Origin of the sequence: Mycolicibacterium vaccae NBRC 14118 = CIP 105934, assembly GCF_001552715.1 — a bacterium.
In the GTDB taxonomy this organism is placed as follows: domain Bacteria; phylum Actinomycetota; class Actinomycetes; order Mycobacteriales; family Mycobacteriaceae; genus Mycobacterium; species Mycobacterium vaccae.
The window spans coordinates 1-14451 of the sequence record NZ_BCRS01000150.1 but is presented as its reverse complement, the minus strand read 5'-3'; the positions used below and the strand labels follow the sequence as shown (position 1 = coordinate 14451).

16 protein-coding genes and 1 pseudogene are annotated in these 14451 nt (G+C 69.6%); 2 read left to right on the top strand and 15 right to left on the bottom strand.

Translation table 11 applies throughout. The features are described 5' to 3' along the window. Positions 1-94: 94 nt before the first annotated feature. The 5 genes from MVA01S_RS23405 to MVA01S_RS23385 all read right to left on the bottom strand — a co-directional run bounded on the left by MVA01S_RS23405 (position 95) and on the right by MVA01S_RS23385 (position 3420). Positions 95-481, bottom strand: coding sequence for a DUF1304 domain-containing protein (locus MVA01S_RS23405; RefSeq protein ID WP_003933794.1), 387 nt, complete (start codon positions 479-481; stop codon positions 95-97). A gap of 14 nt (positions 482-495) precedes the next feature. Then, positions 496-1563, bottom strand: coding sequence for a Holliday junction branch migration DNA helicase RuvB (gene ruvB, locus MVA01S_RS23400; RefSeq protein WP_003933793.1), 1068 nt, complete (start codon positions 1561-1563; stop codon positions 496-498). 1 nt (position 1564) lies between these two features. After that, complete coding sequence (gene ruvA, locus MVA01S_RS23395; RefSeq protein ID WP_003933792.1) at positions 1565-2152, bottom strand: Holliday junction branch migration protein RuvA; 588 nt, start codon at positions 2150-2152, stop codon at positions 1565-1567. Then, a complete protein-coding gene (gene ruvC / locus MVA01S_RS23390; RefSeq protein WP_003933791.1) occupies positions 2149-2745 on the bottom strand; it encodes a crossover junction endodeoxyribonuclease RuvC in 597 nt (198 codons plus the stop codon). Before ruvC ends, ruvA begins: the two co-directional genes overlap by 4 nt. Before the next feature lie 78 nt (positions 2746-2823). Next, positions 2824-3420 carry a TetR/AcrR family transcriptional regulator gene (locus tag MVA01S_RS23385; RefSeq protein WP_003933790.1) on the bottom strand — a complete coding sequence of 199 codons (597 nt, stop codon included), beginning with the start codon at positions 3418-3420 and terminating at the stop codon, positions 2824-2826. Between the two features lie 62 nt (positions 3421-3482). Between MVA01S_RS23385 and MVA01S_RS23380 the strand changes: the two genes are divergently transcribed. Further along, a complete protein-coding gene (locus MVA01S_RS23380) occupies positions 3483-4340 on the top strand; it encodes an alpha/beta fold hydrolase (protein WP_003933789.1) in 858 nt (285 codons plus the stop codon). Here the strand turns inward: MVA01S_RS23380 and fmdA are convergent. The 10 genes from fmdA to MVA01S_RS23330 all read right to left on the bottom strand — a co-directional run bounded on the left by fmdA (position 4329) and on the right by MVA01S_RS23330 (position 14033). Continuing rightward, the gene (fmdA, locus tag MVA01S_RS23375) at positions 4329-5585 is read right to left on the bottom strand and encodes a formamidase (RefSeq protein WP_003933788.1); all 1257 of its coding nucleotides are present in this window, start codon (positions 5583-5585) and stop codon (positions 4329-4331) included. The two genes, MVA01S_RS23380 and fmdA, sit on opposite strands and share 12 nt — an antisense overlap. Positions 5586-5596: 11 nt before the next feature. Then, positions 5597-5821, bottom strand: coding sequence for an FmdB family zinc ribbon protein (locus tag MVA01S_RS31665; RefSeq protein ID WP_003933787.1), 225 nt, complete (start codon positions 5819-5821; stop codon positions 5597-5599). 189 nt (positions 5822-6010) lie between these two features. Beyond that, positions 6011-7246, bottom strand: coding sequence for a PucR family transcriptional regulator (locus tag MVA01S_RS23365; RefSeq protein ID WP_003933786.1), 1236 nt, complete (start codon positions 7244-7246; stop codon positions 6011-6013). Between the two features lie 31 nt (positions 7247-7277). Beyond that, entirely contained in the window at positions 7278-8225 is a 948-nt protein-coding gene (locus tag MVA01S_RS23360; RefSeq protein WP_003933785.1) for a PDR/VanB family oxidoreductase, read from the bottom strand. Then, positions 8222-9289: a Rieske 2Fe-2S domain-containing protein gene (locus MVA01S_RS23355; protein ID WP_003933784.1), complete on the bottom strand. Its 1068-nt coding sequence runs from the start codon at positions 9287-9289 to the stop codon at positions 8222-8224. The genes MVA01S_RS23360 and MVA01S_RS23355 overlap by 4 nt, the downstream gene beginning before the upstream one ends. 13 nt (positions 9290-9302) lie before the next feature. Further along, positions 9303-10190 carry a polysaccharide deacetylase family protein gene (locus MVA01S_RS23350; protein ID WP_003933783.1) on the bottom strand — a complete coding sequence of 296 codons (888 nt, stop codon included), beginning with the start codon at positions 10188-10190 and terminating at the stop codon, positions 9303-9305. Continuing rightward, positions 10187-11149: an agmatinase gene (gene speB / locus MVA01S_RS23345; protein WP_003933782.1), complete on the bottom strand. Its 963-nt coding sequence runs from the start codon at positions 11147-11149 to the stop codon at positions 10187-10189. Before speB ends, MVA01S_RS23350 begins: the two co-directional genes overlap by 4 nt. Positions 11150-11161: 12 nt before the next feature. Further along, a complete protein-coding gene (locus MVA01S_RS23340; RefSeq protein ID WP_003933781.1) occupies positions 11162-11839 on the bottom strand; it encodes an SDR family NAD(P)-dependent oxidoreductase in 678 nt (225 codons plus the stop codon). A gap of 2 nt (positions 11840-11841) precedes the next feature. After that, positions 11842-12549, bottom strand: a complete 708-nt coding sequence (locus MVA01S_RS23335; protein ID WP_040543190.1) for an SDR family NAD(P)-dependent oxidoreductase — start codon at positions 12547-12549, stop codon at positions 11842-11844. Then, the gene (locus tag MVA01S_RS23330; protein WP_051015405.1) at positions 12546-14033 is read right to left on the bottom strand and encodes an APC family permease; all 1488 of its coding nucleotides are present in this window, start codon (positions 14031-14033) and stop codon (positions 12546-12548) included. The genes MVA01S_RS23335 and MVA01S_RS23330 overlap by 4 nt, the downstream gene beginning before the upstream one ends. Positions 14034-14211: 178 nt before the next feature. On the opposite strand from MVA01S_RS23330, the pseudogene MVA01S_RS23325 reads away from it, so the two are divergent. After that, positions 14212-14451, top strand: a pseudogene (locus tag MVA01S_RS23325) (polyprenyl synthetase family protein); the annotation flags it as partial.

The window sequence follows — 14451 nt, the reverse complement described above, 5'->3', positions numbered from 1 at the left end:
GGGCGGCGGCTCGGCCGCGCTGCTCGCGCACGGGGAGAGCGCGACGAGCACCGCTGCGACCGCGCCGACCCCGCGGATACTCATACCGCCGGCCTCACAGCAGGATTCCCAGGAGCAGCAGCACGATGGCCGCGACGGGCAGTGCACCCTGGGTGACGGCCGCCCGCGCCTTGTCCGGCGCGGACACCAGCAACACCACCGCGGCCGCGGCCATCGACCCGACCCCGGCGAACACCAGCGCCAACCCCACCCCGGTCTCGCCGCGCAACGCCACGATCACCCCGATCGCGGTCACGACCGCGAGGAACAGGTTGTAGAAGCCCTGGTTGAGGGCCATCAGCTTGGTCGCCTGCGCCTGCTCCTCGGTGTTGCCGAACACCGCGCGGGTGCGCGGCGAGGTCCAGGTCAGCGACTCCATCACGAAGATGTACGCGTGCAACAGGGCGGCCAGCACCGCCACGATCAACCCGGCAGTCACCATCGGCGACCCTCCCGTCAGTCGAACAGGTCCGCCTGGCCCAGCCCGGTGGCGTTCACCGGCGGCTTCATCCCCAGATGCGTCCAGGCCTGGGCGGTGGCGACCCGTCCGCGCGGGGTGCGGGCGATCATCCCGGCCCGCACCAGGAACGGTTCGCACACCTCCTCGACCGTGGTGGCCTCCTCGCCGACCGCGACGGCCAGCGTCGACACGCCGACCGGCCCTCCGCCGAAGCTGCGCGTCAGCGCCGACAGTACCGCGCGATCCAGCCGGTCCAGTCCGAGTTCGTCGACGTCGTACACCTCCAGCGCGTATTTGGCGACGTCGCGCGTGATGACCCCGTCGGCGCGCACCTCCGCGTAGTCGCGCACCCGGCGCAGCAGCCGGTTGGCGATGCGCGGGGTGCCCCGCGAGCGGCGGGCGATCTCGGCGCCGGCGTCGGCGCCGAGCTCGATGCCCAGGATGCCCGCCGAGCGCGCCAACACCCGTTCCAGCTCCGCGGGCTCGTAGAAGTCCATATGCGCGGTGAACCCGAACCGGTCGCGCAGCGGACCGGTCAGCGCACCGGAGCGGGTGGTCGCACCCACCAGGGTGAACGGTGCGACCTCAAGCGGAATCGAGGTCGCCCCAGGGCCTTTCCCGACGACGACGTCGACGCGGAAGTCCTCCATCGCCAGGTAGAGCATCTCCTCGGCGGGGCGGGCGATGCGATGGATCTCGTCGATGAACAGCACATCGTGCTCGACGAGGTTCGACAGCATCGCGGCGAGGTCCCCGGCGCGCTCCAGCGCAGGCCCGGACGTCAGGCGCAGGGACGAGCCGAGTTCGGCGGCGATGATCATCGCCAGCGAGGTCTTGCCCAGGCCCGGGGGCCCGGACAACAGGATGTGGTCGGGCGTGCCGCCACGGTTCTTGGCGCCCTCCAGGACCAGCTGCAGCTGCTCCCGCACCCGTGGCTGGCCGATGAACTCACCGAGGGAGCGCGGGCGCAGGCTCGCGTCGACGTCACCCTCGCCGACGGTCAGCGCCGGCGACACCTCGCGCTCGTCGGGCGCGTCGTCCGCCCCGTCCGGAAACCGGCCCATGTCACTTCTTCCCCAGCATCGACAGCGCGGCGCGCAGCGCACTCGAGGTGGTGGCCTCCGGGTCGTTGGCGAGCACCTTGTCGGTGGCCTCCTCGGCCAGCTTCTGCGCAAAACCCAGACCGACGAGGGCCTCGACCACCGGGCCGCGGATGCCGTGCCCACCAGCGGCCGCAACGCCACCCGTGGCCGTCGCGCCCACCTTGTCGCGCAGAGTCAGCACCAGCAGTTCGGCGGTCTTCTTGCCCACCTTCGGAATTCGGGTCAGCGCGGTGACGTCGCCATCGCCGATCGCCTGCCGCAGGGACGGGCCGTCGTACATCGCCAGCGCGCCCAGCGCGATGCTCGGCCCGATCCCCGAGACCCCCAGCAGTGTCAGGAACAGGTTGCGCGCGTCGGAGTCGGCGAAGCCGTACAACGTCATCGAGTCCTCGCGCACGATCATCGCCGTGATCAGCCGCGCCTCCGCGCCGCGGCGCAGGGTGGCCAGTGTCGCCGGGGTGGCCATCACCTTGTAACCGACACCGGCGGCCTCGATCACCACGTGGTCGAGCGCGATGTCGAGGACCTCGCCGCGGACCGCCGCGATCACCGGGCACTCCTGGACATCGGGCTGGTCTTCGCTGCCGTCCTCGCCTTCGCCTTGAGGGTGGCCTGGTACTTCCGGCGCTGCTCGGCCGCCATCTCCTCCGCGGCGGCCATCCGAGCGATCATCGGTGCGCGCCAGCAGTGGCAGATCGCCAGTGCGAGCGCGTCCGCCGCGTCGGCAGGGGTTGGCTTCTGTTGCAGCGCAAGGATTCTGGTGACCATCTCGGTGACCTGCGCCTTGTCCGCGCGCCCGTTGCCGGTGACCGCGGCCTTGACCTCGCTGGGCGTGTGGAAATGCACGTCGATGTCCCGCCGCGCCGCGGCCAGCGCCACCACGCCACCAGCCTGCGCGGTGCCCATGGCGGTGTTGGCGTTCTGGTTGGCGAACACCCGCTCGATCGCGATCACGTCGGGCCGGTGGGTGTCCAGCCAGTGCTCGACGGTGTCACTGATGGCCAGCAGCCGGTGCGCCAGCGGGTGGTCGGCCGGAGTCCGCACGACGTCGACATCGAGCGCGACGACCTGGCGGCCTTTTCCGCTCTCGATGACCGACAGCCCACACCTGGTCAGGCCGGGGTCGACACCCATCACCCGCACGCCAACCCCTTCTCGAAACAGAACATTTGTTCGAGAGTTTAACCGGTGCCGCCGACCCCGCCCGGCAGGACACGCGGGTCAGGCGGTGCGGACGCCGACCGCCGACAACGCGGTGCCGCGGTACCGGGGACCCAGTGCCCGACCCGCCGCCAGCAGCGGCGCGGTGTCGCGCAGCGTGCGGGCGAGCAGGAACGCCCCCTCCAGCGCCGCGATCAGCGCTAGCGCCACCTGCCTGGCGAAATCCTCGTCGAGCCCCCTCGACACGAAGTACGCGGTACCGCCGTCGATCCAGCCGGTGAAGATGTCACCGGTCGCCGCGCGCAGCTCCTCGACCGTGTCGGCGGTTTCGGCGGCGACGCTCGCGACGGGGCACATGTTGGCGAAGCCGGTGTCCGCCATGTCCGCGGCGGCCTGGGCGAACGCGTCCTCGATACCCTCGCCCAGGTCGGCGTGGGCGTCCATCACCGCCGGGATCAGCAGCCCGTAGGCCAGTCCCGCGTTGGCCAGCGCCTCCCGGGCGATCTCCACCTTGCCGCCCCGGAAGTGGTGGTACAGCGAGCCGATCGGCGCACCCGAGGCCTGCGCGATGTCCTTCATCCCGACACCGGCGTACCCCCGGTGCCGCATCAGCTCCGCGGCCGCGGTGAGGATCGATTCCCTCGTCGACCTTGCCATCGTCATCTCCTGGTGCCAGGCTAGAGCATACGTTCTAGAACGTTCATTCTAGTGGAGGTGCGATGAAGACGATCCAGATCGGCGCCGGGGCCCTGCAGTACCGCGAGGAAGGCACGCGCGGCGGCCCACCGGTGGTGCTGCTGCACGGCCTGCTGATGAACGACACACAGTGGGACCTCGCACTGCCGCACCTGCCCCGGGGTTTCCGCTACCTGCTGCCCGTACTGCCCATGGGCGGACACCGCATCCCGATGCGCGACGACGCCGACCTGACCCTGCCCGGGATGATCGGCGTCGTCGCCGACTTCCTCGACGCGCTCGATCTGACCGGCGTCACGCTGGTGGTCACCGACTGGGGCGGTCCGCTGTTCCTCACCGACCTGGGCCGTGACCAACGCGTGGCGCGGCTGGTGATCTGCCCGTCCGAGGCGTTCGACAACTTCCCGCCCGGCCTGCCGGGCAAGATGGCCTGGCTGGCCAGCCGCACCACCGGCACCGTGTGGCTGGCGATGCGACAGCTCAAGGTCGCCCGGCTGCGCCGACAACGGCTGATGTTCGGAATGATGGCCAAATACCCTGTCCCCCAGCCGATTGCCGACTCCTGGGTGGAGCACGGCCTCACTGACCGCAGCATCCGCCGGGACCTCGTCAAGTACTGCCGCACCCGGTTCGACGGCGACGACCTCGTGCGTGCCACCCATCGGCTGACCGAGTTCGACCGCCCGGCGCTGGTCCTGTGGACCGACAATCCGGTGATGCCGGCCGAGCACGGGCGCCGGCTGGCCGGGCTGCTTCCGCAGGGCCGCCTGGAGATCGTCGACGACGCCTATGTGCTACCGATGCTGGACCAGCCGGAGCACACCGCCAACGCGATCGCGAACTTCCTGGCCGTCACCGCCGAGGCCGTCTCAGCGGAATGATGCGCGCGGCGCCCCGATGCCCGGGTCGATCTTCGCCGGCCCGGCGGCCGACGGCGCGATGGGGAAATCGAAGATCGCGGTCGGGATGTACACGGTCGCACAGGCATTCGGGATGTCGACGACGCCCGAGAGCCTGCCTTCGATCGGCGCGGCACCCAGGAGCAGGTAGGCCTGTTCGGGGCTGTAGCCGAACTTCGTCAGGTAGTCGATGGCGTGCAGGCAGGCCCGCTGGTAGGACAGGTGCGAGTCGAGGTAGCGCTGTTCGCCGTCGAGCGTCACCGACGTGCCGGAGAACGCCAGCCATTCCGAGTACTGCGGGTCGGTGTTGCCGGGCATGAAGATCGCGTTCTCGCTGACCCCGTAGGTCTCCATGCCACCGGGGATCACGTCGACCCGCAGGTCGATGAAGCCGCCCATCTCGATGGCGCCGCAGAAGGTGATCTCACCGTCGCCCTGGGAGAAGTGCAGGTCGCCGACCGACAGGTTGGCGCCGTCGACGAACACCGGATAGAAGATCCGGCTGCCCTTGGTCAGGTTCTTGATGTCCTGGTTGCCGCCGTTCTCCCGCGGCGGCGCGGTACGGGCGGCCTCGGCGGCGGCCTCGGTGAACGCGTCACCGGTGAGGCCGCCCAGGATCGCGTCCTGCGGCTCGGGAGGCAGCGCCAGCGGCGGCACCCGGTCGGGATCGGTGGCGATCAGTGCGGCCTCGCGGGTGTTCCACGTCGAGAGCAGATCGCGAGACGGCGCGGTACCCATCAGGCCGGGGTGCACGATGCCGGTGAACTCGACCCCCGGAATGTGCCGCGAGGTGGCCTTCTGCCCGGAGAAGTCCCAGATCGCCTTGTAGGCGTCGGGGAACTGCTCGGTGAGGAAACCGCCACCGTTCTCCGTCGGGAAGATGCCGGTGTAACCCCAGCCCTGGCCGGCCAGCGGGCCGGAGTCCTCCTGCGGGATCGGGCCGACGTCGAGGATGTCGACGATCAGCAGGTCGCCGGGCTTCACGCCCTCGACGGCGATCGGGCCCGACAACACGTGCACCGTGGTCAGCGGGGCGTTGAGGATGTCCTCGGCCGAGTCGTCGTTGTGGATCGCGCCGTCGAACCACTCGCGGCAGTGCACCCGGAACGAGTCGCCCTTCTTGACCGTGACCGCGGCCGGGATGTCGGGATGCCAGCGGTTGTGGCCGAGCTTCTCCTGGTCGGTGAACTTCTTGGTGGAGTCGAGCGGGAAGACGACGTCGGGCATGGGATCTCCTTCTAGGGGCGCGGGAGGTTGCGGTGCAGCGGGTTGGTCGTGACCTTGCGGCGGGCGCCGCCCCGCGGCGGCGCCGAGACGACCGCGGGGGTGTCGGCTGTGCTGCGGGTGGCGTCGTGCAGCGCCATCGCGGTGCCGCCGGAACGGCCAAGATGAGGTGCGGCGATCATCCGGCGGGCCGGACCGCCGCAGTCAGGACAGTCGACCACGTCCGGCCGGGTCTGCATCGGGTGCCTCTGCCGCGTGGTGCCACACCCGGCTTCGCAGCGAAAGACATAGAAGACCAAGGCATTTCCTCACTGTGCTCCGACCGGCGACGCTCACACTACCGAGTCGGACCGCTGCCCGCGCGGCAGTTGGAGAAGCCGACAATCCGCCGCCTTCCGGGTGTGGCCGGCTACAGCGCGGGACGCGGGTCAGCTGCCCGACGCCGGCAGCCGGCGACCACGCGACAGCATCCCGGAAGTGTTGGGCGACTGAGGTTTTGCGGGCGCCGACGCAGGGTCGACGTCGGGTGCGGCGGTTTCCCTCATGCCCATGTTGCGCGCCGCCCACAGCGCGATCCGGAAGTTGATGCGGTCGGTCTCGTCCAGCGGGTTGGCCCCGGTGAGTTCCGCGATCTTCGCCAGCCGGTTGCGCAGGGTGTTCACATGCACGTACAGCTGGCTCGCCGCCGTGGAGATGTCGTTGCCAGGAGCCAGGAACGCCTTCAGCGAGGCCACCAGGTACGAGCTGTTGTCCTTGTCGTGGTCGACCAGCGGCACCAGGAGGCGGTGCACGAACGGGACCAGGCGCACTTTCGGGACGGCGGCCAACAGACCCTGCAGCGTGGCGATCTCGTCGATGTGCACGGTGCGCCGCCACCGCGTCGCCTCGTGCAGCGCCTCCAGTGCTTCCGGGATCGCGTAGGCCATCGACTGGGCGTCCGCGGCAATGGCCACCCCGCACGCGAGCGGCGACGCCGCGAGGTCCGCGCTGAACTCCGCGGTCTGCGGGCACAGCGCGACGATGTTGTCGTCCAGTGAAGCCACGGCGCCGCTGTGCCGGTCGACCAGTTCGTGGACCCGGGCGTGGACGTCGGCGGGGAAGGCACACACCACCACCGGCGCACCGGACAGTCCGCACCGGGTCAACTCCGACTCGACCGGGCCGGCGCCGAGCGTGCCCGCGACGAACCACCTCAGCAGGGCGCCGAGGTCACGCTCGCGGACGTCGGCCTCGCGGTCGCGGGCCCTGCGGGACTCGGCCCAGTCGATGATCCGGCGGAACGGGACGGCCGCGCGCTGGATCAGCAGCGGCAGGTCCCGGTCGCGGCAGGCGTCCACCAGCGCGGTCGGTATCTCGTCGAGCACGTCCCCCAGCCCGATGAGCAGGGCAGCGACGCCGCGCTCGGTCAGGGTCCGCACGTAGTGCCCGATCACGTCCGCGGTCTGGCCCGCCAACGGCACGCCGACGCTGAGGATCAGTTCCTCCCCCGCCAGGTACGGCGAGGGGTCGGCCAGCTCGGTGGGATAGACGTAGCGGATCGGCCGGTCGAGATCGCCGTCCGGGGTCAGCGTGTCGACGTGCAGTTCCGGTTCGGTCAGCAGCTCACGGAGGCTGACGGTCCCGTCGTGGGGTGCCGCCGATGGATCCGCCGCCTGGACTGTCATGGCTGCGGAGTCTAAGCGGCTGACCGTGTCCTCATAGATCGAGCCTGAGCCTGCCACCGCCGCGTGACCGGGACACGCAGATCATCATCGTCGCGTTCGCCTGCCGTTCCTTGTCACTGAGCAGTTCGTCGCGGTGATCGACATCACCGGCGATCACCTTGGTCTCGCAGGTGCCGCAGAATCCCGCGGCACACGAGAACGGCGTGTCCGGGGCGACCTTCAGGACGGCGTCGAGCACGGTCGTGTCGTCGGTCACGGTGACGGTGACCCCGCTGCGGGCCAGCTCGACCTCGAACGCGCCCTCACCGCCGGCCGGGCGCGCCGGCTCACCGCCTGCCGCGGTGAACCGCTCGGTGTGCAGCTGCACCTCCGGGCGCTGTTCACACGCGGCCTGCACGGCGGCGAGCATCGCCGGCGGTCCGCAGCAGTACACGGCGGTCCCCGGCGCGCTGTCGGCCAGCACGGCGGCCAGGTCAGGCAGGCCGGCCTCGTCCTGCGGCACGATCTCGACGCCGTCGAGCACGCCGAGCCGGTCGAGAAAGGCCATCGCCGTCCGGCTGCGGCCGCCGTAGACCAGCCGCCACGCCGGTGGCTCGGCGCGCCGCTGCAGCGACTCGATCATCGCCAGCACCGGCGTGATGCCGATGCCACCGGCGAGGAACAGGTACCGCGGCGCGTCGCTCAGCGCGAAGTTGTTCCGCGGCTCGCCGACCTCCAGCACCTCCCCGATGCGCAACCGCTCGTGGATCTCCCGGGACCCGCCGCGTCCGTCACCGACCAGGAACACCGCGATGGTGTAGCTGTACGGGTCCTCGGCGTCCCCGCACAGCGAGTACTGCCGCACCAGGCCCGACGGCAGGGTCACCGCCACATGCGCGCCCGGTTCCCAGGCCGGGAGCAGGTCGCCGGTGGTGCTGCGCAGCACCACGCTGACGACCTGCTCGGCCTCCAGCCGCAACTGAGTGACGCGCAGCCTCACGCGCGGTCGTGGCCGTTGACCCCGGCCGCTTCCAGGGTGGTGGCAGGCGCATCGACGAGGCCGCGGGCCTCCTGGATCGTCTGCACGGCGTACTGCGTGGCGCGGCGGTAGTTCAGCGTGTAGATGTCGGCCGGGGCGGACACCTCCACGGCCTGGCCCGCCAGCGGGACCTCCTTGGGCTCGAGGCCTTCGAGCACCGGGGTGTCCTCGTTGAACACCATGGTCTCGGTGGCCAGGATCTCGTCGACGGAGCCGCCGCGGAAGTCGCGGTCGGTGGCCACGCCCCAGAAGATGATGCACTTGTCGTAGCTCACCGGCGACGGGAAGTCCACCAGGTAGCGCTTGCCCGTCTCGGGGCCGAAGTCGTACAGGATGGTGGCGATGCCGGGCGCGTACGAGTGGTAGTGCATCCATGCGTCGCCGACAGCGGAGAACTGCGCGGAGGGAACCTGCTTGTAGTAGTAGGACGCCCACACCTCACGGCCCTCGCGCTTGACGTCGAGGTCGGTCACCACCGGGTCGACGTCGCCCATCGACGGTTCGTGCACGAACGGGAAGTGCGCCATGTCGCGGAAGTTCTCGGTGGCTGCCATGAAGCCGCACGCGGCGTGAATGGGTTCGGCTGCGCGCCACTCCAATTCGAGGTCGGCGATCTCCGGCGGGTTGGGCAGGTCGAACACCGGGTCACCCAGGCAGGTCCACACATGCCCGAACCGCTCGATGACCGGGTAGGCCTTGATCTCGGCCTTGGGCGGGATCCGGCCGTCGGCGGGCAGCGACGGGATGCGGGTGCACTGGCCGGATCCGCCGTCGAACTGCCAGCCGTGGTACGGGCAGGCGATGGCGTCGCCCACCACTTTGCCGTCGGCGAGGTTGCCTCCCCGGTGGATGCAGCGCCGGTCGGTCACCCGGGCCGCGCCGGTCGAGTCACGGAACACCACCAGGTTCTGGTCGAGCAGCGTGGCCGACTGCGGTGTCGAGATGTCCTGGGACCGGGCGACGACGAACCAGACGTGCTGGTAGGCCTCGCGCAGTTTCTCCGGGGTCAGTGCATCGCGGTTCATGGCGGGTTTCTCCTTAGGGTCGGGCTGTGACCGGGGTGGGGTCGGGACGGGTCAGGGTGCGCGGAGCGAGCTTCTGGGCGCGGACATGGGCGGCGATCTCCGACATGCCGGCCACCCAGACGTCGTCCATCGCGCACACCTCGGCGATGAACTCGCGCAGGGCGGCGGCCCGGCCGGGGCGGCCGGACAGGAACGGATGGTTGGTCAGGATCCACGCGCCACCGATCTCGCGCATGGCGGCCAGTTCACTGCGCCACAGTTCGATCGCCTTGGCCGGTGTCTCGATCAACCCGGTACCGGAGAAGTCGGGAATGAAGCAGTACTGCTGCCAGTCGTCGAGAGCCCAGCTGACCGGCAGCTCGACCAGCGAGGTGTCACCGACCGCCAGTTCGTAAGGGTGGTCAGAATCCATCAGCGTGGAGTCGTAGAGGAAACCGAACTCCGCCAACAACTTCGGCGAATGCCAGTTCATCTCCCACATCGGGGCGCGGTAACCGGTGGGCCGCACTCCGGCGACCTCCTCGAGCGCCTCCAGCCCGCGCTCGAGGATTGCACGCTCGGTGGCCTCGTTGACACCGACCAGCGACTCGTGCAGATAGCCGTGGTGGGCGATCTCGTGGCCACCCTCGGCGATCGAGCGGACCGCGTCCGGATGGCGGTGCGCGGTGTAGCCGGGCACGAAAAACGTTCCGGGAACCTTGAACTCGTCGAGGATGCCCAGCAGGCGCGGCACCCCGACGAGCGGACCGTAGGCCTGGTGCGACATCGCACCCATCCGGTCGGCGAAGGCCAGATCGGTGGTCAGCAGCGGACACTCGGCGTCCACGTCGAAGGTGAACGCAACGGCGCAGCGCTTACCATCCGGCCATGTCACCGGACCGGCGGGGATCGGAGCGGTCATCGTTGTGCCTTTCTTCCGAAGACTGACAGGAACTCCCAGGTGACGTTCGCGGCCGCGATGGCGGTGATCTCCGCGTGGTCGTAAGCCGGTGAGACCTCGACGACGTCGACGGCGACGAGGTTCACCGAGTCCAGGCCGCGGACGACCTCGAGCAGTTCGCGGCTCGACATCCCGCCCGCTTCCGGGGTACCGGTGCCCGGCGCGTGCGCCGGGTCCAGCACGTCGATGTCGACCGAAACGTACACCGGCGCGTCACCGACCCTGTCGCGGATCTTCTCGATCACTCCTGCGGCGCCGAGGGTGTCGATGTCGCGGCAGGTCACCACCGAGAAGCCGAAGTTGGCGTCCTCCACGAGATCCTGCTTGTCGTAGATCGATCCGCGCACACCGACGTGGATGTTGCGGTCGAGCAGCAGACCCTCCTCGAAGGCCCGGCGGAACGGCGAACCGTGGGTGATGTCGGCGCCGTAGTAGCTGTCCCAGGTGTCGAGGTGGGCGTCGAAGTGCACCAGCGCCATCGGTCCGTGCACGCTGTGGGCGGCCCGCAGCGACGGCAACGCCACCGAGTGGTCACCGCCGAGGATCACCGCGCGGGTGCCCTTGGCGAGCAGTTCGGTCAGCTGTTGGGCAACCTGATCGACCGCCTCGACGATGTCGAACGGATTGCACGCCAGGTCTCCGGCGTCGGCGAACTGGCACACCTCGAACGGCTTGATGTCCAGCTCGGGGTTGTAACCACGGATCAGCCGCGAGCCCTGGCGGATCGCGTTGGGCCCGAAGCGTGCTCCCGGCCGGTAGGTGACCGCGCTGTCGAAGGGCACGCCCACCACGACGACGTCGGCGTGCGCCACGTCCTCCAGCCGTGGGAGCCGGGCGAAGGTGGTCCACCCCGAATAACGGGGCTGCACCTGGGGATCGGCCGCACCGACGATCGGGTTGCGGCCGCTGTCGTTGTTCATCAAAAACCCTTCCTAGACCCGGTTCCGGGACAATCCACCGTCGACGTTGACTATCTGGCCCACCGCTGCACCGAGTTCGGGCCGGCACAGCAGGCCGATGACGCGGGCCGCCTGCTCGACGGTCCCGCACCGGCCCAGCGGCGGCGCCTCGCACGAAACACCTGCTGCCGCATCACAAACCGACCACTCCGAGTCGATCGCACCGATCGCGACGGCGTTCACGCCGATACCGTACGCGCCGAAATCGCGCGTCAGCGTCTTGGTCAGCGCGACGATCCCACCTGCGGCTGTGGCGACGGCGGCCAGCGACTGTCCGCCGACGTGCCAGCGCGAGGTGGTCAGCACCATCCGGCCTCCGGTGCCTGCGTCGCGCATGTGCTCGGCAACCGCCTGTGCGTACAGGAAACTGCCGGTCAGCGTGTCGTCGACATGCCGCCAGAAGTCGCGCATCGACTCGTCGCCGATCGGGGCCACATGAGGCAGGCCGTGCGCGACGACCAGCGTGTCGATGCCGCCCATCGTGTCGACCGCGCTCGCGACGGCCGCGCGGACGGCGTCCCTGTCCGCATGGTCGACGTCGGCCGTGGTGCCGTCGGTGACGGCACCCTGCCCGGCGAAGTGCGCGCGCACCGCGGCGCCGAGCCTGGTGTCGTAGCCGGAGACGAAGACCCGGCGAGGTTCTGCACTCATGATCAGATCACCGTTCCGCTGTTGACCGACAAGACTTCTCCGCACAGGAAGAGGTCCTCCTCCAGCAGCGCCTGGACCAGTTCGGCGACCTCGCGGGGTTGGGCGATGCGCCGCGCGGGCAGGCCCGAGGTGAACTCCTCGGCCCGCTCCCAGGAGTCGGGCGGCAGGAGCGGGGTGTCGCACGGGCCGGGAGCGACCGCGTTGACCAGCACGCCGTCGGGGGCCACCTCCGTGGCGATGCTGCGCAGCAGGCTCAGCGCCGCACCCTTCGCCGCGGCGTAGTGGGCGTCGTTGCTGCCCCCGCCGATCGCGCGCTCCGACGCGATCCCGACGATGCGCCCGCTCCCCCGTCGCCGCATCTGCGGCAGCACCGCACGGCACACATGGACCAGGCCGCCCACGTGCACCCGCAGCATCCGCTCCCAGGCGGCCTGCGAGATGTCCAGCGCGGCAGTCTCTTCGTAGATGCCGGCGCAGATCACCGCCGCGTCGATCTGCCCGAACTCCGCTTCGATCTCGGCGATGGCGTCGTTGACCTCACGTTCCTCGGCGACATCGGCGACCAGCCATTTATCCATGGCGGGTGCGGGTTCGCGCGAGATCGACGCGACCTTCCAGCCGCCGACCTGAAGGATCTGCGCGATCTCGGCGCCGATGCCGCTGCCCGCGCCGGTGACGACAGCCACCGGTGAAGCCGTCCGCTCGCTCATACGAGTTCCGCCCGGGTCTCGTGCACCGGCTCGGCCGGTCCGTCGGGACCGTCCGGTCCGCCCGGCCCGTTCTCGGGACGCTTACCGACTCTGCGCACCTTGACGATCACCGCGCCCAGCGCAAGGATCGCGCCCATCGCGACGAAGAACGCCCAGTTGATGTACCAGGTGTCCGACACCGTGCGCGGCCAGACGATGTTGACGAAGGAGAAGCCGGCCCACAGCATCGCCAGCACCGCCACCGGGGTGCCGAACCTGCCCAGGTTCCACGGCCCCGGCACCCAGGTGCCGCGCATCCGGGCCACCACCCCGGTCACCAACGGGAACAGGAACGCCATGTAGTAGCCGCCCGCGGTGAAAGTGACCAGCACCGAGTAGATGTCGGTGGCCGAGATCAGGTAGACGAACGCTCCGATGACCGTGGTCACCAGGATCGCGTTGATGGGCTGGGCCTCGGCCTTGGACAGCTTGGCCAGCACCCGGGAACCCGGCAGCACCCGGTCACGGGCGAAGGACCAGATGACACGCGACGCGGTGGCCTGCAGCGCCAGGAAGCTGGCCAGGAACCCGATGACGAACAGGAACAGGATCGGCTTCACCGCGGAATCGCCCAGCGCGCTGCGCAACACGTAGGTGACCGGGTCGGCCTCCTCGCCCGAGGTCAGCCGGTCGAAGTCGGGCACAGCGAGCGTCACGGCCAGCGAGGCGTAGGCGATCACGATGGCGATGAACGCCACCGCGAACAGCATCGCTCTGGGCACACTGCGCTGCGGATTCTTGACCTCTTCGGCGATGGCGCCTGCACTTTCGAAACCGAGGATGGACCAACCGGTGAAGGCGAGCGCGGCCAGGAACGGCCCGGTCAGGTACGCCATCGACCATCCGCTGGTCAGGTCGATGCCGTGGAAGATGGCGTCGAAACCGTGGTGGCGGTGGAAGATCAGCAGGTAGGTGCTCAGCCCCACCGAGGCGATGATCTCGGCGACGATGCTGGCACCCATGAGCGCCTTGAGGAATCCGCGCCCCAGGATGTTGGCCCCGGTGCCGGCCAGGAGGATCAGCAGCGCGATGATGCTCTGCTGCACGGCGGTCGGTGCTTCGATCCCGACCAGCTGGGCCAAAAAGCCTGCGCCACCGTAGGCGACCGTGGCCATGATGATCACCAGCGCCCACATGTGGACCCAGCCGGCCATCCAGCCGGCGACCTCGCCGGCGAGGCGCTTGGTCCACTGGTAGATCGAACCTTCGAAGGGCCAGCGCGACACCAGTTCACCGAACGCCAGCGCGACGAAGAACTGCCCGATGCCGACGATGACGAAGGTCCACCAGAAGCCCGGGCCGGCCGTCGCGATGGACAGACCGTAGATGCCGTACATCGCCACGATCGGCGAGATGAACGCGAAGGCGAACGCGAACGCCGACCACAGAGAAAACTCGCGTTTCAATTCCTTTGGCGCTGAGCTCTTTTGCTCACTAGACGTCATCTGATGTCCCTTTCGCTGCCCCGAAGACACGCAAGTATGGACATGCGCAGGGCCGGCGGGCGCGCCAAGCGGGTAACTGCGGTTGCGACGCACAGTCGCCGGGTGCCCGACTGTAGGGATCTACAACGTCGGCGGTTCACGTCGCGGCGCGACGGGCCGGGGCGCGAGGATCAACGTCGTGCCCGACACTGATCAGACGAGTTTCCTGTCGGCCCTGGAGGACCACCTCCATGCCGTCGTGAGGGAGAGTGTCGTCGCGCCGCTGCAGTCGGTCGACGAGCAACTGGACGAGGTGGCCGGGCTCTGCCGCTCCGCGGTGCAGTCAGGTGGAAAACGGTTGCGCCCCCGGTTCGCCTACTGGGCGTGGCGGGTGGGCGCCGCGGCCGGCGCCGACCCGCGTCCGCTCGTGGGCCCGGCC